Origin of the sequence: Cupriavidus neocaledonicus (genome assembly GCF_000372525.1) — a bacterium.
Taxonomy (GTDB): Bacteria; Pseudomonadota; Gammaproteobacteria; order Burkholderiales; family Burkholderiaceae; genus Cupriavidus; species Cupriavidus neocaledonicus.
Genome location: NZ_AQUR01000105.1, coordinates 238812 through 260362 on the forward strand (window position 1 = coordinate 238812; position 21551 = coordinate 260362).

Annotated in this window: 18 protein-coding genes; 11 read left to right on the top strand and 7 right to left on the bottom strand. The window is 67.3% G+C overall.

The genetic code is table 11. The features are described from left to right. The first annotated feature begins 121 nt into the window (after nt 1-121). From A3AG_RS0125220 to A3AG_RS0125260, 9 genes are all read left to right on the top strand, one after another. Nucleotides 122-337 (top strand): hypothetical protein, encoded by a 216-nt coding sequence (locus tag A3AG_RS0125220; RefSeq protein WP_018008070.1) that lies wholly within the window; start codon nt 122-124, stop codon nt 335-337. Nucleotides 338-410: 73 nt separating this feature from the next. Further along, on the top strand, nt 411-3443 hold the full coding sequence (locus A3AG_RS0125225; protein ID WP_018008071.1) for a molybdopterin-dependent oxidoreductase: 3033 nt from the start codon (nt 411-413) through the stop codon (nt 3441-3443). A gap of 15 nt (nt 3444-3458) precedes the next feature. Continuing rightward, nucleotides 3459-4169, top strand: coding sequence for a formate dehydrogenase FDH3 subunit beta (fdh3B, locus tag A3AG_RS0125230; RefSeq protein WP_018008072.1), 711 nt, complete (start codon nt 3459-3461; stop codon nt 4167-4169). Continuing rightward, entirely contained in the window at nt 4166-4402 is a 237-nt protein-coding gene (locus A3AG_RS0125235; protein WP_018008073.1) for a hypothetical protein, read from the top strand. The genes fdh3B and A3AG_RS0125235 overlap by 4 nt, the downstream gene beginning before the upstream one ends. A gap of 49 nt (nt 4403-4451) precedes the next feature. Then, nucleotides 4452-5678, top strand: a complete 1227-nt coding sequence (locus A3AG_RS0125240; protein WP_018008074.1) for a formate dehydrogenase subunit gamma — start codon at nt 4452-4454, stop codon at nt 5676-5678. A gap of 47 nt (nt 5679-5725) precedes the next feature. Further along, nucleotides 5726-6085, top strand: coding sequence for a hypothetical protein (locus A3AG_RS0125245; protein WP_018008075.1), 360 nt, complete (start codon nt 5726-5728; stop codon nt 6083-6085). A gap of 56 nt (nt 6086-6141) precedes the next feature. Beyond that, entirely contained in the window at nt 6142-6972 is an 831-nt protein-coding gene (locus A3AG_RS0125250) for a formate dehydrogenase accessory sulfurtransferase FdhD (protein ID WP_026164458.1), read from the top strand. Between the two features lie 94 nt (nt 6973-7066). Beyond that, on the top strand, nt 7067-7633 hold the full coding sequence (gene dcd / locus A3AG_RS0125255; RefSeq protein WP_018008077.1) for a dCTP deaminase: 567 nt from the start codon (nt 7067-7069) through the stop codon (nt 7631-7633). 147 nt (nt 7634-7780) lie between these two features. Further along, nucleotides 7781-10051, top strand: coding sequence for an arginine/lysine/ornithine decarboxylase (locus tag A3AG_RS0125260; protein ID WP_018008078.1), 2271 nt, complete (start codon nt 7781-7783; stop codon nt 10049-10051). A gap of 55 nt (nt 10052-10106) precedes the next feature. Here A3AG_RS0125260 and A3AG_RS0125265 read toward each other — a convergent pair whose 3' ends face one another. The 3 genes from A3AG_RS0125265 to A3AG_RS0125275 form a co-directional block, all read right to left on the bottom strand. Then, nucleotides 10107-10532 (bottom strand): type II toxin-antitoxin system VapC family toxin, encoded by a 426-nt coding sequence (locus A3AG_RS0125265; RefSeq protein WP_026164459.1) that lies wholly within the window; start codon nt 10530-10532, stop codon nt 10107-10109. Then, nucleotides 10519-10755 (bottom strand): FitA-like ribbon-helix-helix domain-containing protein, encoded by a 237-nt coding sequence (locus A3AG_RS0125270; protein ID WP_018008080.1) that lies wholly within the window; start codon nt 10753-10755, stop codon nt 10519-10521. Before A3AG_RS0125270 ends, A3AG_RS0125265 begins: the two co-directional genes overlap by 14 nt. A gap of 243 nt (nt 10756-10998) precedes the next feature. Continuing rightward, nucleotides 10999-11694 (bottom strand): glutathione S-transferase family protein, encoded by a 696-nt coding sequence (locus tag A3AG_RS0125275; RefSeq protein ID WP_018008081.1) that lies wholly within the window; start codon nt 11692-11694, stop codon nt 10999-11001. A gap of 126 nt (nt 11695-11820) precedes the next feature. Here A3AG_RS0125275 and A3AG_RS31995 point away from each other — a divergent pair, with 126 nt between their 5' ends. Next, on the top strand, nt 11821-12735 hold the full coding sequence (locus tag A3AG_RS31995; protein ID WP_018008082.1) for a LysR substrate-binding domain-containing protein: 915 nt from the start codon (nt 11821-11823) through the stop codon (nt 12733-12735). Between the two features lie 60 nt (nt 12736-12795). On the opposite strand, the gene A3AG_RS0125285 is transcribed toward A3AG_RS31995, so the two are convergent. The 4 genes from A3AG_RS0125285 to ppc all read right to left on the bottom strand — a co-directional run bounded on the left by A3AG_RS0125285 (nt 12796) and on the right by ppc (nt 20457). Next, complete coding sequence (locus A3AG_RS0125285; RefSeq protein WP_018008083.1) at nt 12796-14514, bottom strand: TRAP transporter large permease; 1719 nt, start codon at nt 14512-14514, stop codon at nt 12796-12798. A gap of 12 nt (nt 14515-14526) precedes the next feature. After that, on the bottom strand, nt 14527-15126 hold the full coding sequence (locus A3AG_RS0125290) for a TRAP transporter small permease subunit (RefSeq protein ID WP_018008084.1): 600 nt from the start codon (nt 15124-15126) through the stop codon (nt 14527-14529). A gap of 291 nt (nt 15127-15417) precedes the next feature. After that, on the bottom strand, nt 15418-16836 hold the full coding sequence (gene argH, locus A3AG_RS0125295; protein ID WP_018008085.1) for an argininosuccinate lyase: 1419 nt from the start codon (nt 16834-16836) through the stop codon (nt 15418-15420). A 558-nt stretch (nt 16837-17394) separates the two neighbouring features. After that, nucleotides 17395-20457: a phosphoenolpyruvate carboxylase gene (gene ppc / locus A3AG_RS0125305; RefSeq protein ID WP_018008087.1), complete on the bottom strand. Its 3063-nt coding sequence runs from the start codon at nt 20455-20457 to the stop codon at nt 17395-17397. A gap of 74 nt (nt 20458-20531) precedes the next feature. Here ppc and hemC point away from each other — a divergent pair, with 74 nt between their 5' ends. Continuing rightward, nucleotides 20532-21542 carry a hydroxymethylbilane synthase gene (hemC, locus tag A3AG_RS0125310; RefSeq protein ID WP_018008088.1) on the top strand — a complete coding sequence of 337 codons (1011 nt, stop codon included), beginning with the start codon at nt 20532-20534 and terminating at the stop codon, nt 21540-21542. Nucleotides 21543-21551: the final 9 nt, after the last annotated feature.

The following is a 21551-nucleotide window of genomic DNA, read 5'->3' on the forward strand; positions in this document are numbered from 1 at the left end:
GGAACAGAAGGTAAGGAAAAACCCGTGCTTGTCATGGTCTTTCCTTCCAGTTGATTCTAGAATATGCATAACAACGCATAACGGCACAACCATCGGGCTTTGACAGCCGAGGAGCCCCCACATGAGAGAGAAGCCAACCAGGGTCGCGCGCCGCACGTTTCTAGCGGGCGCCGGAGTTGTAGCCGCCGCCACCGGTGCGGCAGCGCTGAGCACGCGCACACCCGCCATGCCGGGCCAGGCTGCAGCCCTGCCGGAACCCACCGATCCTCCATCGGACAGCAAGGGTTACCGGGTCTCGGACCACATCCGCAAGTATTACCGGACCACGCTGGTGTAACTGCCACGGCGGCGTGGTCTGGCGCGCCGCCTGCAACCGGACGCTACCCAATCGTCCGTTTCTGAGGTGAGACATGATCTTGACCCGCAAACGCGCGGCGCAGGGCGCATCCGCCCGCCTCGCTGATGGCCTCGGCAATCGGCCCGAATCCGCCGGCGCAGGCTCCGGCCGGCTCTCCCAACGACTTGCGGCCAGCCTGGCCGGCGCCATGCCGACCATGGACCGCCGCAGCTTCCTCAAGCGCTCCGGCATCGGCGTCGGCGCCGGCCTCGCGGCCTCGCAGCTGACGCTGCTGCGCAAGGCCGATGCCGCCGACGACAAGAAGGCCGCCGGCGACGGCAAGACCGGCATCGTGGTCCGGCGCACCGTGTGCGGCCACTGCTCGGTCGGCTGCGCGGTCGACGCGGTGGTGCAGAACGGCGTGTGGATCCGCCAGGAGCCGGTGTTCGATTCGCCCCTGAACATGGGCGCGCACTGTGCCAAGGGCGCGGCGCTGCGCGAGCACGGCCACGGCGAATACCGGCTCAAGTACCCGATGAAGCTGGTCAACGGCAAGTACCAGCGCATCGGCTGGAACCAGGCGCTCGACGAGATCACCGCGAAGATGAAGGAGATCCGCCAGCAGAGCGGCCCGGACTCGATGTTCTTCGTCGGCTCTTCCAAGCACAGCAACGAGCAGTCTTACCTGCTGCGCAAGTGGGTGTCCTTCTTCGGCACCAACAACACCGACCACCAGGCGCGCATCTGCCACTCCACCACCGTGGCGGGCGTGGCCAACACCTGGGGCTACGGTGCGATGACCAACTCGTACAACGATATGCAGAACGCCAAGGCGGCGCTGTATATCGGCTCCAACGCGGCCGAGGCGCACCCGGTGTCGATGCTGCACCTGTTGCATGCCAAGGAGAACGGCTGCAAGGTGATCGTGGTCGATCCGCGCTTCACGCGCACCGCGGCCAAGGCGCACCACTATGTGCGGATCCGCTCGGGCACCGATATCGCCTTCCTGTTCGGCGTGCTGTACCACATCTTCAAGAACGGCTGGGAAGACCAGAAGTACCTGAACGACCGTGTCTACGGCATGGACAAGATCAAGGAAGAGGTGCTGGCCAAGTGGACCCCGGACAAGGTGGAGGAAGTCACCGGCGTGCCCGAGGCGCAGGTCTACCTGGTGGCCGAGACCATGGCCAAGAACCGCCCCAGCACGCTGGTGTGGTGCATGGGCCAGACCCAGCACACTATTGGCAATGCGATCGTGCGCGCCTCGTGCATCGTACAGCTGGCGCTGGGCAACATCGGCGTGTCGGGCGGCGGCGCCAACATCTTCCGCGGCCACGATAACGTGCAGGGTGCCACCGACGTGGGCCCCAATCCCGATTCGCTGCCGGGCTACTACGGCCTGGCCACCGGCGCGTGGAAGCACTACGCGGCGGTCTGGGGCGTGGACTACGAATGGATCAAGAAGCAGTTCGTGTCGCAGACGATGATGGAGAAGTCCGGCACCACGGTGTCGCGCTGGATCGATATCGTCACCGAGAAGAACGAGCTGATCGACCAGGACAACAACGTGCGCGGCGTGTTCTTCTGGGGCCATGCCCCGAACTCGCAGACGCGCGGGCTGGAAATGAAGAAGGCGCTCGACAAGCTCGACCTGCTGGTGGTGGTGGACCCGTACCCGTCGGCGACCGCGGCCATGGCCAACATGCCGCCGGCCGAGGGCGACAAGGTCAATCCCAACCGCGCGGTGTACCTGCTGCCCGCGGCCACGCAGTTCGAGACCTCGGGCTCGTGCACGGCGTCGAACCGCTCGCTGCAATGGCGCGAGAAGGTGATCGAGCCCCTGTTCGAATCGATGCCCGACCACACCATCATGCAGGCGTTCGCCGACAAGCTCGGCTTCGGCAAGGAGCTGTCGAAGAACTTCAAGATGATCGAGGTCAAGCGGGCCGGCCGGACCTGGATGGAGCCCGAGCCGGAATCGATCCTGCGCGAGATCAACGCCAGCAACTGGACCATTGGCTACACCGGCCAGTCGCCCGAACGCCTGAAGTCGCACATGCGCAATATGCAGATGTTCGACGTCAAGACGCTGCGCTGCAAGTCGGGCAAGGACCCGGTCACCGGCTACGACCTGACCGGCGACTACTTCGGGCTGCCGTGGCCATGCTATGGCACGCCGGAGCTGAAGCATCCGGGCTCGCCCAACCTGTACGACACCACCAAGCATGTGATGGACGGCGGCGGCAACTTCCGCGCCAATTTTGGCGTCGAGCGCGACGGCGTCAACCTGCTGGCCGAGGACGGCTCGCACTCGCTGGGCGCGGAGATCACCACCGGCTATCCCGAGTTCGACCACGTGCTGCTGAAGAAGCTGGGCTGGTGGGACGACCTGACCGATGCCGAGAAGGCCAAGGCCGAAGGCAAGAACTGGAAGACCGACCTGTCCGGCGGCATCCAGCGCGTGGTGCTGAAGAACCACGGCTGCCACCCGTTCGGCAATGCCAAGGCGCGCGCGGTGGTGTGGAACTTCCCGGACCCGATCCCGCAGCACCGCGAGCCGCTGTACTCCACGCGTCCCGACATGGTCGCGAAGTACCCGACCCACGACGACAAGATGGCGTTCTGGCGGCTGCCGACGCTGTACAAGTCGGTGCAGCAGCGCAATCTCGAGAACAAGGTGGCCGAGAAGTTCCCGATCATCCTGACTTCCGGGCGCCTGGTCGAGTACGAGGGCGGGGGCGAGGAAACCCGTTCCAACCCGTGGCTGGCGGAGCTGCAGCAGGAGAACTTCGTCGAGATCAACCCGCGCGCCGCGTCCGACCGCGGCATCCGCAACGGCGACTACTGCTGGGTCAAGACCCCGACCGGCGCCACGCTGAAGGTGCGCGCGCTGGTGACCGAGCGGGTCGGGCCCGATACCGCCTTCATCCCGTTCCATTTCTCGGGCTGGTGGCAGGGCAAGGACCTCAAGGACTACTACCCCGAGGGGGCGATGCCGGTGGTGCGTGGCGAAGCGGTCAATACCGCGACCACGTATGGCTATGACTCGGTGACGATGATGCAGGAAACCAAGACCACCATTTGCCAGATCGAGCGGTTTGCCTAAGCGCAGAGGAACACCATGGCACGCATGAAATTTATCTGTGACGCCGAGCGCTGCATCGAGTGCAACAGCTGCGTCACTGCCTGCAAGAACGAGCACGAGGTGCCCTGGGGAGTGAACCGGCGCCGCGTGGTCACGGTCAACGACGGCATGGTCGGCGCCGAGAAATCGATCTCGGTGGCCTGCATGCACTGCTCGGACGCGCCCTGCATGGCGGTCTGCCCGGTCGACTGCTTCTACCGCACCGAAGACGGCGTGGTGCTGCACGACAAGGACGTCTGCATCGGCTGCGGCTACTGTTCGTACGCCTGTCCGTTTGGCGCGCCGCAGTTTCCTTCGACCGGCACCTTCGGCGTGCGCGGCAAGATGGACAAGTGCACCTTCTGCGCGGGCGGCCCGGAGAAGAACGGCTCGGAAGCCGAGTTCGAGAAGTACGGCCGCAACCGGCTCGCCGAAGGCAAGCTGCCGCTGTGCGCCGAAATGTGCTCGACCAAGGCGCTGCTGGGCGGCGATGGCGACGTGATTGCCGACATCCTGCGCAACCGCGTGATCAAGCGCGGCACCGGCGGCGACGTGTTCGGCTGGGGCACGGCCTATGGCAATGCCCAGGCCGGCGCGAAGCCCGCGCCACCGGCGCAGCAGGCCGCACCCGCGACCACGGCGCCCGCCGCGCCCGCCGCGCCGGCCGCGCCCGCAGCGACGGTACCTGCAGGAGGGAAAGCGTCATGAATCGCATCCGCGTCGTTGCACTGGTGTCGCTGTGCGGCGTGCTGCTGGCCGCGTGCGGCGAGAAGCCGCAGACCATCGGCCCGTCGCACCGCAAGGCCGACGCCCAGGCGTTCCAAGGGGCCCCGGACGATCCGTTCGTGGCCAAGGGCTGGACCGCGGGCGACCGCAACAGCTGGAACAACCAGATCCGCCAGCGCAACCAGTTGCAGAACGAGTACAACCGGGTGCAATGAGCGCGCCGCCGTGTGGACTTCCCGCCAGCCGGGAACTGAAGGAGGGGCTATGACGCCGTCGCACAATCGATGCCGCGCCGCAGGCTGGCGCGGCTGGCGGGGTTGGCTGACTGCCGGCGCGCTGGCGCTGGCCGCGGCCGGCAATGCCGTGGCACAGGCCCCGGCACCCGCGCCCGGGCCGTCGACCGGACCGGCGACCGCATCGGCCGGCGCCGACGCCAACAACCCGGCCACGCATCCGGCCCAGCCGCTGGCCGGCATTGCGTCCGAGAACATCTTCAACATCCCGCCGCGCGACATCGCCGCCGAGGCCAGGTCGCAGCAGCAGCGCAGCGTCACGCAGCCCGGCAACAACGCGCCGATGTGGCGCGAGGTCAATTCCGACCAGCGCCACTACAGCAGCCTGCCCGACAAGGAAGCCGGGGTGCTGATCCAGCGCACCGGCCAGTCGTGGCGGCTGTTCCGCAACGGCGTGATCACGGTCTGGGGCGGCTGGCTGCTGCTGATCGTGCCGGTGGCGATCCTCGGCTTCTTCCTGTGGCGCGGCACCATCCCGCTGCGCACGCCCAGGACCGGCCGCATGATCGAGCGCTTTACCCCGCTCGAGCGCATCGTCCACTGGACCATGGCGATTTCCTTCGTGGTGCTGGCGGTGTCGGGCATCGTGATGCTGCTGGGCAAGCATTTCCTGCTGCCGCTGATGGGCCATATGCTGTTCGGCTGGCTCAGCTACATCCTGAAGAACCTGCACAACGTGGTGGGGCCGATCTTCACGCTGTCGGTGATCGTCGCCTTCGTGGTGTTCCTGCGCGACAACCTGCCCAGCCGCGACGACGTCCGCTGGGTCACCAGCCTCGGCGGGCTGGCCTCGGGCAGGCACGTGCCGAGCGGGCGCTTCAACGCCGGCGAGAAGATGTGGTTCTGGGTCGGCGTGTTCGTATTCGGTCTGGTGCTGTCGGCCTCGGGCTGGGTGCTCGACATGATCGTACCCGGCATGGACTACTACCGCGCCACCATGCAGATCGCCAACGTGATCCACGCGATCTCGGCGGTGCTGATGATTGCCATGGCGTGCGGCCATATCTATATGGGCACCATCGGCATGGAAGGCGCGTACCGCGCCATGCGCGATGGCTGGGTTGACGAGGCCTGGGCCAAGGAACACCACGAGCTCTGGTACGACGACATCAAGTCAGGCAAGATCCCGGCCCAGCGTTCGGCCAGCCAGGATGCCGCCGCGGCCCGGCCGGCGCGGCAGAGTCCCGGCGAAGCCTGACGCAGGCCTGGCGAGCGGGCCCCACGACACAGCAGGAAACCAGAACCATGACACGCATCCCGACGCTGATCGCCGTAGCCGCCGGTGCCGCCTGCGCGGCCTTCGCCCCGGGCGCGCTGGCCAAGCTGCCCGCGCCGACCGAGGCCCAGCAGGCCAGGGCCGCCGAGACCAGGGCACGCGCCGCCTGGTCCGACAAGGTCGCGGCGTACCAGCTGTGCCGTGCCCAGGACAAGATCGCCGCGCATTACCTGGCCGACCGCAAGGCGCACGGGCAGCCGCCGCGCGAGCCGGTGCAGACGGCCGCCTGCGCCGACCCGGGACCATTTGTGGCCCCGGTTCCTGCCATCGCCAGCACCGCCGGTGCACCCGCGGCAGGCGCGGTACAATCGCCCGCAAAGGCGCCGTAACTTCCGCCCCCTGCATGCCGCTCGGGGCCTTCACCCGCAGCCCCGAGACCCTCGTCATGACCTTGCGTCCCGAGCTTACCCAGGCAGCCGTTCCCCTGATCGAAGAAGTTGAAGTCGTCGACGAGCAAGGGCGCGTGCGCGCGGCCTACCTGCCGGGCGAGCGGCCGCTGACGGTCTATCTCGACAAGCGCGAGCTGGTCACGCTGATGACGCTGGGCGGCGCGCCCGAGCACCTGGTGCTGGGCTACCTGCGCAACCAGCGCCTGGTGGAATCGATCGAGGACATTGCCGCGGTGCAGGTCGACTGGGAAACCGAATCCGCCGCGGTGACCACCCGCACCGGTGTCGACCGCATCGAGGAGCGCACCGCGCGCCGCGTGGTGACCACCGGCTGCGGCCAGGGCACCGTGTTCGGCTCGCTGCTGGACGAGGTCGACAGCATCCGCCTGCCGGTTGGCGCCATGCTCGACCAGGACACCCTGTACGGCATCATCAACACCATCCGGCTGCAGCAGTCGGTGTACAAGCAGGCCGGTTCGGTGCATGGCTGCGCGCTGTTCCAGGGCACCGAACTGCTGATGTTCGTCGAGGACGTCGGCCGCCACAATGCCGTCGACGCGATTGCCGGGCGCATGTGGCTCGAAGGCATGACTGGCGGCGACAAGATCTTCTACACCACCGGGCGCCTCACTTCCGAAATGGTGATCAAGGGCGCGCAGATGGGCATCCCGTTCCTGCTGTCGCGCTCCGGCGTGACGCAGATGGGCTACCAGATGGCCAGGCGCGTCAACCTGACGCTGTTCGCGCGCTGCACCGGCAAGCACTTCCTGCTCTATACCGGCCGCGAGCGCTTCCGCCACCGCCAGCCCGAAGATGTAGTGGTGTAGCGGCCACTTGCCCCGCCTGCCGCGGGCTTGAGGAGTGTGCGCCGAATGGTTGTACAATGCGGCGCACTCCGAGCCGTCTATCCCTCCCAACCTTATGAGCATCAAATCCGACAAATGGATCCGCCGCATGGCGGAGCAGCACGGCATGATCGAGCCGTTCGAGCCAGGCCAGGTCCGGGAGGCCGACGGCCGCAAGATCGTCTCGTACGGCACCTCGAGCTACGGCTACGATATCCGCTGTGCCGACGAATTCAAGATCTTCACCAATATCAACAGCACCATCGTCGATCCGAAGAACTTCGACGAGAAGTCGTTCGTCGATTTCAAGGGCGAGGTCTGCATCATTCCGCCCAACTCGTTCGCGCTGGCGCGCACGATGGAATATTTCCGCATCCCGCGCAGCGTGCTGACCATCTGCCTGGGCAAGAGCACCTACGCCCGCTGCGGCATCATCGTCAATGTGACGCCGTTCGAGCCGGAATGGGAAGGCTATGTGACGCTGGAGTTTTCGAACACCACGCCGCTGCCGGCCAAGATCTACGCCGGCGAGGGCTGCGCCCAGGTATTGTTCTTCGAGAGCGACGAGATCTGCGAGACCTCGTATGCCGACCGGGGCGGCAAGTACCAGGGCCAGCACGGTGTCACACTGCCGAAGACCTGAGCGCATTACAATCCGGCGTCTGCCGGCACGGCGGGCCCCCCAGGGCCGCCAAACCTGACGTGAGAGCCACATGCCGCCGTCGCGGGGAACCCCTGCCGGCCATGTGGCTCAAGTCCTTTATGTCCTGCTTTCCATCAAGGATGCCCGATGAAATTCCGCTTCCCCGTCATCATCATTGACGAAGACTTCCGCTCCGAGAACATCTCCGGCTCCGGCATCCGCGCGCTGGCCGAGGCGATCGAGAAAGAGGGCATGGAAGTCATGGGGCTGACCAGCTACGGCGACCTGACCTCGTTCGCCCAGCAGGCCAGCCGGGCATCGACCTTCATCGTGTCGATCGACGACGACGAGTTCGCCAGCGACAGCGAGGAGCTCGAGGCCGCCGCGATCGAGAAGCTGCGCGCCTTCGTCGCCGAGGTGCGCCGCCGCAACTCCGACCTGCCGATCTTCCTGTACGGCGAGACCCGCACCTCGCGCCATATCCCCAACGATATCCTGCGCGAGCTGCACGGCTTCATCCACATGTTCGAGGACACGCCCGAGTTCGTGGCGCGCCACATCATCCGCGAGGCCAAGGTCTACCTGGACACGCTGGCGCCGCCGTTCTTCAAGGCGCTGATCGACTACGCGCAGGACAGCTCGTATTCGTGGCACTGCCCGGGGCACTCGGGCGGCGTGGCGTTCCTGAAGAGCCCGGTCGGCCAGGTGTTCCACCAGTTCTTCGGCGAGAACATGCTGCGCGCCGACGTCTGCAACGCCGTCGACGAGCTGGGCCAGCTGCTGGACCACACCGGTCCGGTGGCAGCGTCGGAGCGCAATGCCGCGCGCATCTTCAACTCCGACCACATGTATTTCGTCACCAACGGCACCTCCACCTCGAACAAGATGGTGTGGCATGCCAACGTGGCCCCGGGCGACATCGTGGTGGTGGACCGCAACTGCCACAAGTCGATCCTGCACGCGATCATGATGACCGGCGCGATCCCGGTGTTCCTGATGCCGACGCGCAACCACTACGGCATCATCGGCCCGATCCCGAAGAGCGAGTTCGATCCGCAGACGATCAGGAAGAAGATCGCCAGCCACCCGTTCGCCAGCAAGGCGAAGAACCAGAAGCCGCGCATCCTGACCATCACCCAGGGCACCTACGACGGCGTGCTGTACAACGCCGAGCAGATCAAGGAAATGCTGGCGGCCGAGATCGACACGCTGCACTTCGACGAAGCCTGGCTGCCGCACGCGGCGTTCCACGACTTCTATCGCAACATGCACGCGATCGGCAAGGACCGTCCGCGCAGCAAGGATGCGCTGGTGTTCGCGACGCAGTCCACGCACAAGCTTCTGGCCGGCCTGTCGCAGGCCTCGCAGATCCTGGTGCAGGACTCCGAGACGCGCAAGCTGGACCGCTACCGCTTCAATGAAGCGTACCTGATGCACACCTCGACCAGCCCGCAGTACTCGATCATCGCCTCTTGCGACGTGGCCGCGGCGATGATGGAAGCGCCGGGCGGCACCGCGCTGGTGGAAGAGAGCATCCAGGAAGCGATGGACTTCCGCCGCGCCATGCGCAAGGTCGAGGGCGACTACGATGCCGGCAACAACGGCGACTGGTGGTTCAAGGTATGGGGCCCGGACGCGCTGATCGAGGACGGCATCGGCGACCGCGAGGAATGGATGCTGAAGGCCAATGAGCGCTGGCACGGCTTCGGCGACCTCGCCGATGGCTTCAACCTGCTCGACCCGATCAAGGCCACCATCATCACCCCGGGCCTGGACGTCGACGGCGAGTTCAGCGAGCGCGGCATCCCGGCGGCCATCGTCACCAAGTACCTGGCCGAGCACGGCATCATCATCGAGAAGACCGGGCTGTACTCGTTCTTCATCATGTTCACCATCGGCATTACCAAGGGCCGCTGGAATTCGCTGGTGACCGAGCTGCAGCAGTTCAAGGACGACTACGACCAGAACCAGCCGCTGTGGCGCGTGCTGCCGGAATTCGTCGGCAAGTATCCGCAATACGAGCGCATGGGCCTGCGTGACCTGTGCGATGCGATCCACAGCGTCTACAAGGCCAACGACGTGGCGCGCGTGACCACCGAGATGTATCTTTCGGACATGGAACCGGCGATGAAGCCGTCGGACGCGTGGGCCATGATGGCCCACCGCGAGATCGAGCGCGTGCCGGTCGACGACCTGGAAGGCCGTGTCACCGCCATCCTGCTGACGCCGTACCCGCCGGGCATTCCGCTGCTGATCCCGGGCGAGCGCTTCAACCGCACCATCGTGCAATACCTGAAGTTCGCGCGCGAATTCAACAAGCTGTTCCCGGGCTTCGAGACCGATATCCACGGCCTGGTGGAGGACGAGGTCGACGGCAAGAAGGCATACTTCGTCGACTGCGTGAAGCAGGGCGCCTGAGCGCCAGCCGGCCTTCCGCTGATGCAACAGGGGCCCCGCCTTGGCGGGGCCCTTTCTATTTGTCCTGGCTGAACGGATTCATCACCATCGTGCCGGTGCCGCGGAAGTCCGCGACATTGCGCGTGACGATGGTAAGGCGGTGGATCAGCGCGGTCGCGGCGATGAACTTGTCCAGCGCGTGCTCGGGCCGCGCCGCCCGCAACTGGCCCCAGACCTGCGCGACCTCGGCATCGACCGGCAGCACCTGGCGGCCGAAGTCCTCCAGCACATGGGCCAGCCAGCGCTCCAGCAGCGCTGCCTGCACCGCGTCGCCGCGATGGCGGATCAGTGCCACGCCGCGCTGGAGTTCACCCACGGTCAGCGCCGACAGGTAGAGCGCGGCCCCATCGCGCGCGGCCTGCCGGAAGAAGGCACGGACGCCGGGGTTGGCGCGCTCCCGCTTGCGGGTCTCGCTGATGACGTTGGTATCAATCAAATACACGCGGCGCCTCGCCCGTATCCTGGATGCGCTCGAAGTCGGCGTCCTGCCCGACGTCTGGCATGGCCGCCAGCACCTCGGCAAAGCTGAGCCGGGCCGTGCCGCCCAGCGCCTGCGCCAGGATGGCGCGGTGTTCGGCCTCGGCGCTGCGGCCATTGGCGACGGCCTGCTCGCGCAGGCGCTGCACCAGCGCTTCATCGACGCCCCGAACCAGTAGGGTTGCCATCTTGAACTCCTCACCGTTGGATGGCGTGATGATAGCATTGTTATCATTACGGCGGTCACGTATCGATGGCAGGCAGTAGATCGGGGTCGCGGCGGAATGCCCCGTGCATTTGGTGCTCGGCATGTTGTTCTCCTGGGTCATGGGCTGGACGCAGGCACCAGTCTGGGCCGTGCCGGCCCGCTGGTCGATGAGCCGATTCGCAATTGGCCGGGTTGCCCCGCCGCGACGCCGATGCCTGGCGCATCAGCGCTGCGCCAGCACTTCCTCCAGCGTCACGTGGCCCTGGAAACCGCCCGCGCTTTGCGCCGGCGCCTGGCGCTCGATGGCATGGGCGAAGCGCACCGCCGGCTCGGCTTCCAGCTGGTTGCAGAGGCGCTGCAGGTTCGGGAAGTCTTCGACGTTCAGCACCTTGTGGTACTTCGCCCAGCGCGCGATGCCGCTGAAGTAGGCGTCGGCCACGGTGCGGTGCTCACCCAGCAGCCAGGGCCGCTCGCCCAGCATGGCTTCGAGTTCCTGATGCACATGGCGGACCTGCTTCGTGCCGTAGCGGACCAGCGCCGGCCGGTCGGTCTCGTCCACGCCTTCCAGGGCGTGCCAGAGCGGCGCAAAGGCGCCGAAGTAGCTGGTGTTGAGGTAGGCCAGTTGCTGGTTGAGCCGGTCGAAATCGCGCGTGCCCTGGGCAAAGCCAAGCTTGCGCTCGATGCCGCGCGCGCCGATGTGGTTCAGGATCGCCATGCTTTCGCTGAGGAAATTGCCTTGCGCGTCCATCAGTGTCGGCGTTTCGCCGACCGGGTTGATCTGGCGGTAGGCATCGCTGGTCACGACTTCGGGCATGTCGATGCGGCTCAGGCGATAGGGCAGGCCAAGCCATTCCAGCGCCACGATCGAGCCGAACGAGCAGCCGGAGGGAACGCCGTAAAAGAGGATGGGGGTCGTCATGGGAATTCTCCTTGGATTTGGTGGGGGCCCGTCGAGCGGGCACAGCGGAACTGTAGATGCATGGACTTTGCGCGAATAGTGGGCAAAAATCCGACCCATCGTCCACATTCATAGACTTTGCGCACCATGATCAACCTCAACGACCTGCGCTTCTTCGTCGTCGCCGTGACCCATGGCGGTTTTGCCGCCGCGGGGCGGGCGCTGGGGGTGCCCAAGTCCACGGTCAGCAAGCGTGTGGCCGAGCTGGAGCAGGCCCTGCAGGCGCGGCTGCTCTACCGCAGTTCGCGCAGCTTCACGCTGACCGATGCCGGCCGCGACTTCTACGATCATGCGCACGCCGCGCTGATCGAGGCCGAGGCCGCGCAAGAGGCGGTGCAGCGGCGCGTGGCCGAGCCCAGCGGCACGGTGCGGATCACGGCCGCGGTGCCCACCGCGCAGCGCTACCTGGCGCCGCACTTGCCGGCGCTGGCGCGCGCCTATCCGCGCCTGCACGTGCAGCTGGAGGTGTCCGACCGCATGGTCGACCTGGTGCAGGAAGGCTTCGATATCGCGGTGCGCAGCCATTTCGCGCCGCTGCCCGACTCTGGCCTGGTGCAACGCCAGCTTGCCGTCGAGGACATCGTGCTGGTGGCGTCGCCCGGGTACCTGGACGGGCGCGGCACGCCCGAAGCGCCCGCGCAGCTGGCCGGCCACGACGGGCTGCTCACCGGGGCGACCGCGGGCACGTGGCGCCTGTGGGGTCCACAGGGTGCGCGCGCGGAAGCCAGTCCGGTGCCCCGCATGACCGTGAACGAATCCACCGTGCTGCTCGGCGCGGCGATCGCGGGATTGGGCATCGTGCCGCTGCCGCACGAGCTGTGCCGCGCGGCGCTGGCGGCCGGTCAACTCGCGCGCGTGCTGCCGCAGTGGACCGCCGGCAGCGTGACCACCACGCTGCTGCTGCCGGCACGGCGCGGGCAGTTGCCCGGGGTGCGGGCCACCGTCGACTTCCTGGCGCAATGCCTGGCGCCCGGCAGCGCCGGCACTGCCATGCCGCAATGAAAAAGCCCCGCATCGCTGCGGGGCCTGGCGGGTTTGCCTGAGACTGCCGCTGGGGCAGGCTTATTTCTTCTTCTCGAACTCGAACTGCGGCGCGGCCGATTCGCTTTCCGCCGGCGGCTGCGTCGGCAACTCGAGCGAGCCGGACTCGGCCGGCGCGGAACCCGGGCCCGGAATCGACAAGCCCGGCGTGGCGGGTTTGGGGCTGCTGCCGTCCAGGTCGATGTTCAGGTCGCGCGTGATGCTGCGGTCCTGCGCCTTCTGCGTGCCGGTGCTGACCAGGCCGGGGAAGACGATGATCAGCGCCACCATCACCAGCTGGATCACCACGAACGGTACCGCGCCCCAGTAGATTTCCGAGGTCTTGACTTCGCGCGGCGCCACCGAGCGCAGGTAGAACAGCGAGAAGCCGAACGGCGGGTGCATGAACGAGGTCTGCATGTTCACCGCCAGCAGCACGCCGAACCAGATCAGGTCGATGCCGAGCTTGTCCGCCACCGGGCCGACCAGCGGCACCAGGATAAAGGCCAGCTCGAAGAAGTCGAGGAAGAACGCCAGCAGGAAGAACAGCACGTTCACCGCCACCAGGAAGCCGGTCTGGCCGCCGGGCAGCGCGGTCAGCAGGTGTTCGACCCAGAGATGGCCGTCGACGCCGTAGAACGTCAGCGAGAACACGCGCGCGCCAATCAGGATGAAGATCACGAAGGCCGACAGCTTGAGCGTGGCTTCCATGGCCTGCTTGGTCAGGCCCAGGTCGAGGCGGCGCTTGACCATGGCCAGAATCAGCGCGCCGAGCGCGCCCATGCCGCCGCCTTCGGTGGGCGTGGCCACGCCGATGAAGATGGTGCCGAGTACCAGGAAGATCAGCGCCAGCGGCGGGATCAGCACGAAGGTGACCTTCTCCGCCATCTGCGACAGCAGGCCGAGCTTCAGCGTCTTGTTGATCACCGCCAGCACGAAGGCGAACAGGATCGCCGCGCCCACCGAGACCACCAGGCGCTCGTCCAGCGGCGCCTCCGGCTTGTAGAACAGGTCCACCAGCACGCCCACCGCCACCGCCAGCCCGGTCAGCACCAGCACCGAGGCGGCGCCGCTCTTGCCGCTGGGCTCGCGGAAGGTACGCGCCTCGAGCGGCAGTGCCGGCGCGGCGGCCGGCTTGATCAGCGTGACCAGCAGCACGTACAGCATGTACAGGCCGGTCAGCACCAGCCCCGGCACGAACGCGCCCTTGTACATGTCGCCCACCGAGCGGCCGAGCTGGTCGGCCAGCACGATCAGCACCAGCGACGGCGGGATGATCTGCGCCAGCGTGCCCGACGCCGCGATCACGCCCGAGGCCAGCCGCTTGTCGTACTTGTACTTGAGCATCAGCGGCAGCGAGATCAGCCCCATCGAGATCACCGAGGCCGCCACCACGCCGGTGGTCGCCGCCAGCAGCGCGCCGACGAAGATCACCGCGTAGGCCAGGCCGCCGCGGATCGGGCCGAACAGCTGCCCGATGGTGTCGAGCAGGTCCTCGGCCATGCCCGAGCGTTCCAGGATCAGGCCCATGAAGGTGAAGAACGGGATCGCCAGCAGCGTATCGTTCTCGATGATGCCGAACAGCCGGCTCGGCAGCGCCTGCAGCAACTCGGGCGGCAGCATCCCCAGCTCGATGCCGAGAAAGGCGAACAGCAGCCCGTTGGCGGCCAGCGCAAAGGCGATCGGGAAGCCCGACAGCAGGAATACCACCAGCGAGGCGAACATGATCGGTGCCATGTTCGCAATCAGGAATTGCGTCATCGTGCGCGCCTCTTATCGTTTTTCAGACGCGGCGGTCTGGTTGGCCTCCGCGATCGCGGCAATCTCCAGCGCCGGGTCGACCGCGTGCTTGCGGAAGGCCGAGAACGGCAGTTCCCCCTTCAGGTAGGCAAAGCGCTTGATCAGCTCGGACAGGCCCTGCAGGATCATCAGGGCGAAGCCCGCGACGATCAGGAACTTGGCCGGCCAGCGGATCAGGCCGCCGGCATTTCCGGACATCTCGTGGCCGGCGTAGGACAACCAGAAGTAGGGGATCGCCAGCCAGAGGATGATCGCGGAGATCGGCAGCAGGAAGAACAGGATGCCGAACACATCGATCCAGACCTGGGTACGCTCGGAGAAGCGGCCGGCGATCACGTCGATGCGCACATGCTCGTCGCGGCGCAGGGTATACGGGGCGCCGAGCAGGAACACGCCGGCGAACATATACCACTGCAGTTCGAGCCAGGCGTTGGAACTGATGCTGAAGGTGTAGCGAATGATGGCGTTGCCTGCGCAGACCAGCACGGCCAGCAGGACCAGCCATTTCGCCCACTGCCCGATGAAAGCATTCACGGCGTCGATAAGCCGCGAGATCCTCATGAGGGAAGACATGTGATCGTCCTAGGGATGGGGGATACAGGGGTGGCGCGTTAGTCTACGGCGTCGGCAGCCCCGCATCTTTAGGGTGAATCCCCAGTGCATCACATTTTTCGGCCAACTTGCACCGGTTATGTGCAGATTCGCCGCCATGCCTCGCCGATTCGATATTCCCTGTGGGGGAAATGGCGACGCGGCCTGGTCCCTTCATGCAATATGCAACAGTCGTCGCCGCGCCCGCGGACGGAAAAGAAAAACGGGAGCGTGCGCTCCCGTTGCGGCTTGCCGGGTTACCCGGGCAGGATCTCAGCCGTTCAGCGCCTGGCGCGCCGTGGCGATGGCCGCGCGCACCTGGTCCGGCGCGGTGCCGCCGATATGGTTGCGCGCCGCGACCGAGCCTTCCAGCGTCAGCACCGCATGCACGTCGTCGCCGATCAGCGCGGCCTGGTCGCCCAGGCCGGAGACCTCGCGCAGCTCGGCCACGGTCAGGTCGGCCAGGTCGCACTGGCGGCCGTCGCAGGCGCGCACGGCGTGGGCCACGGCCTCGTGCGCGTCGCGGAAGGGCAGGCCCTTCTTCACCAGGTAATCGGCCAGGTCGGTGGCGGTGGCATAGCCCTGCAGCGCGGCGGCGCGCATCGCTTCGGGCTTGACGCTGATGCCCGGCACCATGTCGGCGAAGATGCGCAGCGTGTCGACCACGGTATCGACCGTGTCGAACAGCGGCTCCTTGTCTTCCTGGTTGTCCTTGTTGTACGCCAGCGGCTGGCCCTTCATCAGCGTCAGCAGGCCGATCAGGTGGCCGTTGACGCGGCCGGTCTTGCCGCGCGCCAGCTCGGGCACGTCCGGGTTCTTCTTCTGCGGCATGATCGAGCTGCCGGTGCAGAAGCGGTCGGCGATGTCGATAAAGCCCACGCGCGGGCTCATCCACAGCACCAGCTCTTCAGAGAAGCGCGACACGTGGGTCATCACCAGCGCCGCGGCGGCGCAGAATTCGATGGCGAAGTCGCGGTCCGAGACGGCGTCGAGCGAATTGCGGCAGACGCCGTCGAAGCCCAGCTGCTGCGCCACGAACTCGCGGTCGATCGGGTAGCTGGTGCCGGCCAGCGCGGCGGCGCCGAGCGGCAGGCGGTTGACGCGCTTGCGGCAGTCGGCCATGCGCTCGGCATCGCGCGTGAACATCTCGTTGTACGCCAGCAGGTGGTGGCCGAAGGTGACCGGCTGCGCCACCTGCAGGTGGGTGAAGCCCGGCAGGATGGTGTCGGCGTGCTGCTCGGCCAGGTCCAGCAGCGAGGTGCGCAGCGCCCCCAGCAGCACGAGGATGTTGTCGATCTCGCTGCGCAGCCACAGGCGGATGTCGGTGGCGACCTGGTCGTTGCGCGAGCGGCCGGTGTGCAGGCGCTTGCCGGCATCGCCCACCAGCGCGGTCAGGCGCGCCTCGATGTTCAGGTGGACGTCTTCCAGGTCCAGCTTCCATTCGAAGCTGCCGGCCTCGATCTCGCCCTTGATCTGCGCCATGCCGCGCTCGATCTCGGCGCGGTCGGCCTCGGCGATGATGCCCTGCTTCGCCAGCATGGCCGCGTGGGCCAGCGAGCCCTGGATGTCGAAGAGGGCCAGGCGCTTGTCGAAGAACACCGAGGCGGTGTAGCGCTTCACCAGGTCGGACATCGGTTCGGAGAAGCGGGCGGACCAGGCTTCGCCTTTCTTGGCAAGTTGGGAGGTGGACATGGACGTCGGCTGCAGTGGCTCGCGCGGCATGGCGGCCGGCGTGCGGTCGGCGGCGGGCGCGAAAAATTGGGAAACGGCGATTATATCGCCCGGCGGCACGCTGGCGGTGCGGGCGGCGAAGGCGGGGCGGTGGTCAGGGCCGGCTGTGGAGCACGGGGCGCTTGACACCGCGGGCCGGTGGGCCGGTGCCAGCCGTGGCTTGTGGTACACGGCAGATCAGGCGCAGGGACTGTGGCATGCCGCGGTCCGGTAGCGGCCTATGGCTGCATTACCTGCTGATCGCTCGGGCGCAGGTGCTCCAGCCGGCGCACCACGAAGAGGGTTTGCTCGCCTCTCCCCCGCGCGGGAGAGGGGTCGGGGGGAGAGGGCAGGCGCGTCAAAGGCTGAGGCCGGGGGGGTTTAACACCGTTGGCCTTGCTGGATGTGGTTCCTCGTCAAACCGCCCCTCACCCCGGCCCCCTCCCCGTGAGGGGAGAGGGGGAACACCTTGCTTGGGCCAGGTCGGGCGGCTTTGGAGCATCCAAAACCGCTCTCTTGGCCGAGGTTGGGGTTGGCCTGTCAACCCGTATTGCGCAACCCTGCCGCCACCCCGTTGATGGTCAGGTGGATGCCGCGCCGTACACGGATGTCGTCGCCATCCTTGCCCGCGCGGTAGCGCTTGAGCAGCTCCACCTGCAAGTGGTTCAGCGGATCGAGATACGCGAAGCGGTTCTTGATCGAGCGCGCCAGCAGCGGGTTGTCGGCCAGCCGCTCCTGGTGGCCGGTGATCAGCGCCAGCATGTCGCAGGTCAGGTGCCATTCCTTGCTGATGCGGTTGAACACGTTGCGGCGCAGGGCGGCGTCGTCGCACAGCTGGGCGTAGCGCGAGGCCACCGCCAGGTCGGTCTTGGCCAGCACCATGTCCATGTTGGACAGCAGCGTCGAGAAGAACGGCCAGGTCTTGACCATGCGCCGCAGCGTGGTGACGGCCTGCTTGCGCGCCTTGTCGTCCGGCGCGCTGTCGAGCAGCGAGCGCACCGCGCTGCCGAAGCCGTACCAGCCCGGCAGCAGCAGGCGGCACTGCCCCCACGAGAAGCCCCACGGAATCGCGCGCAGGTCTTCGATGCGGCGGTTCTTCTTGTCCATCAGCTTGCGCGAGGCCGGACGCGAACCCAGGTTCAGGTCGGCGATCTCGGTGATCGGCGTGGTGGCGAAGAAGTAGTCCTTGAAGCCGGGGGTCTCGTAGACCAGGTCGCGATAGGCGGTGAAGGCGCGGTCCGACAGCTGCTGCATCACGGCCTCGAAGGTATCGAGGTCCTTCGGTGCGTTCTGCTGCGGCAGCAGCGAGGCCTCCAGCGTCGCGGCCACCACCGTTTCGAGGTTGCGGCGGCCGATCTCGGCGTTGGCGAACTTGCTGTTGATGATCTCGCCCTGCTCGGTCAGGCGGATCTGGCCGTTGACCGTGCCCGGCGGCTGCGACAGGATGGCCTGGTAGGTCGGGCCGCCGCCGCGGCCGACGGTGCCGCCGCGGCCATGGAACAGGCGCAGCTTGACGTTGCGCTGCTCGAACAGCTGCACCAGCTCCAGCTCGGCCTTGTACAGCTCCCAGGTCGAGGTCAGGAAGCCGCCGTCCTTGTTCGAATCCGAGTAGCCCAGCATCACCTCCTGCTCGACCCCATGGTGCGCGATCACCGCGTCGAAGCCCGGCAGGTCCAGCAGCGACTGCATGATGCCGGCGGCGTTGCGCAAGTCTTCGATGGTCTCGAACAGCGGGATCACCATCAGCTCCATGCGCGCCGGGTCGGTCTTGCTGCCGAGCGTGCCCTGCAGCATGCCGGATTCCTTCTGCAGCAGCATCACCTCGACCAGGTCCGACAGCGTCTCGGTGTGCGAGATGATGTAGTTGCGCGCGACGCGCTTGCCGTAGCGCGCACGCAGCTCGCGCGCGGCGGCGAAGATCGCCAGTTCCTTGCGGGTCTGCTCCGAGTACTGGTGCCATGGCAGCGTCAGCAGGCGCGGCTGGCGCAGTTCGGCCAGCAGCAGTTCCAGCTTGCGCGACTCGGGCAGCGCGGCGTAGTCGGGGGCGATGCCGGCGGCGGCGAACAGTTCGGCGATGACCGCCTCGTGCACGTCGGAGACCTGGCGCATGTCGACCGAGGCCAGGTGGAAGCCGAACACGGCGATGGCGCGCGCCAGCGCGTCGATGCGGTGGCTGGCCAGCGCCTGGCCGTGGTGCGCGCGCAAGGAGTCGATCACGACCTGGATGTCGGCGCCGAAGGCCTCGGCGCTGTCATAGGGCTCGGCCGGCGCCACCGGGCGGCGGGTCGCGGCGTGTCCGCTCAGCGCCTTGCAGGTGGCGGCCAGGCGCGCGTAGATGCCGATCAGCGCGCGCCGGTAGGGCTCGTCGGCGCGGTGCTCTGAATGATCGGGCGAGCGCTCGGCCAGCGCCAGCAGTTCCGGGCTGGCGTCGACCATCAGCGTCGACATCGACAGCTCGGCGCCGAGCGTGTGCACTTCCTCCAGGTACCAGTCCAGGATCAGCTGCGCCTGCTGGCTGGCGGCGTGCTCCAGGGTCTCGGCGGTCACGTTCGGGTTGCCGTCGCGGTCGCCGCCGATCCAGGAACCCATCTGCAGGAACGGCGCCAGCGGCGCTGCCTGCGTGCCCGGGGCGCCGGGGGCGCCCTTGCGCTTGCGCGTGGCCGGGAACACCGCAGCGATGTCTTCTTCCAGCTCGCTCATCAGCTGCGGGATGCCGCGCAGGAAGGTGGTGCGGTAGTACGACAGCGCGTTCTCGATCTCGTCGGCCACGGTCAGGCGCGCGTCGCGCAGCATGCGCGTCTGCCACAGAGTGGTGACCTTGGCGCGTAGCTGGGCGGTGTTGTGCTCGCGCTCGCGCGCGGTCATCGGCAGGTCGCGCTCGGCCAGCAGGCGGGCGATCTCGCGCTCGGCGTCGAGGATGCTCTTGCGCTGGACTTCGGTCGGGTGCGCGGTCAGCACCGGCACGATCAGCGCTTCGTCGAGGAACTTGCGCAGCTGCTTGCCGGTGACGCCGGCGGCATCGATCTTTTCCAGCGCGTGCTGCAGGCTGCCGTCCTGCGGCGGCGAGCCGGCCAGCGCATGCACGCGGCGGCGGCGGTTGTGGTGCTGGTCCTCGGCGATATTGGCCAGGTGCGAGAAATAGCTGAAGGCGCGCACCACCTGGTTGGTCTGGTCGCGCGACAGGCGCTTGAGCAGCCGGTCCAGCTCGGCGCCGGCGGCGCGGTCGTTCTCGCGGCGGAAGCGCACCGCGGTCTGGCGGATGGTCTCGACCACCTCGAAGGCGGCGTCGCCTTCCTGCTCGCGCAGGCAGTCGCCCAGCAGGCGGCCCAGGAAGCGGATGTCCTCGCGCAGCGGCACGTCCTTGTCAGCGGTGCGGCGGGCGGGGGCGGCGGCGATGGTGGTTCCGTTGCTCGACACGATCGAAAGCCTGGGCTTGGGGGAGCGCTTGGCTGCGCGGGGGGCGGGGCGGGGCGCTTTGGCGCTGGTTGCGCCGGTTGCGCCGGTTGCGCCGGTTGCGCCGGTTGCGTCACCTTTTGCGGCGGCCGAATCCTTGGCGGCCGCAGCGGTCTTCCGACCATTGGGCCGCGCAGCATGCTGCGTCATGCAATCTCCTCTTGCTTCTCTAAGCTTATCTAATGGTGCGGAGGGGCGATTGGGGCGCGTGCTACCATTGACGCATGTCGTCCGCCACCCCGTCTTCCGCTACCGCTGTCGTGTCTCGCAACCTTCCGCAAAAGCTCGTCATTGCCTCCCGAGAGAGCCGTCTGGCGCTGTGGCAGGCAGAACATGTGCGTGCTGCATTGCAACAATACTATCCCGCGTGCGACGTGTCCATTCTCGGCATGACCACGCGCGGAGACCAGATTCTAGACCGTACGCTGTCCAAAGTCGGCGGCAAGGGTTTGTTTGTCAAAGAACTGGAGTTCGCGATGGACGAAGGCCGGGCCGACCTCGCGGTGCATTCGCTCAAGGATGTGCCGATGGAGCTGCCCCCGGGCTTCACCCTGGCCGCGGTGATGGAGCGCGAAGACCCGCGCGACGCGCTGGTGTCGTCCGCGTATGCGTCGCTGGACGAGATGCCGGCCGGCACCGTGGTTGGCACCTCCAGCCTGCGCCGCGAAGCCGCTTTGCGCAGCCGCTACCCGCACCTGGTGGTCAAGCCGCTGCGCGGCAACCTGGACACGCGGCTGGGCAAGCTCGATCGCGGCGAATATGGCGCCATCATCCTGGCCGCCGCGGGCCTGAAGCGGCTCGGACTGGGCCAACGCATCCGCGCGCTGATCCCGGTCGAGGCGTCGCTGCCGGCCGCGGGGCAGGGCGCGCTGGGGATCGAGACCCTTTCCACCCGCCCCGAACTGGCCGAATGGCTGGCGCCGCTGAACCACCAGCCGACCGCGCTGGCCGTGACCGCCGAGCGCGCCGTGTCGCGCCGGCTGGGCGGCTCCTGCCAGGTCCCGCTGGCGGCGCACGCGCGCTGGGACGGCGACCAGCTGCGGCTGGAGGCCTTTGTCGCCTTGCCCGACGGCAGCCGCGCCATCCGCGCCGCGGCGACGGGGCCGGCCGCCGACCTGGGTGCCGCCGAAGCGCTCGGACAGGCCTGCGCGAGCGACCTGCTGGCGCAGGGCGCCGAGTCGATCCTCGCCGCGCTGGCCGATTCAGGCGACGCCGCTGCTCCATCTCCCGCCTGAGGCTGCCCG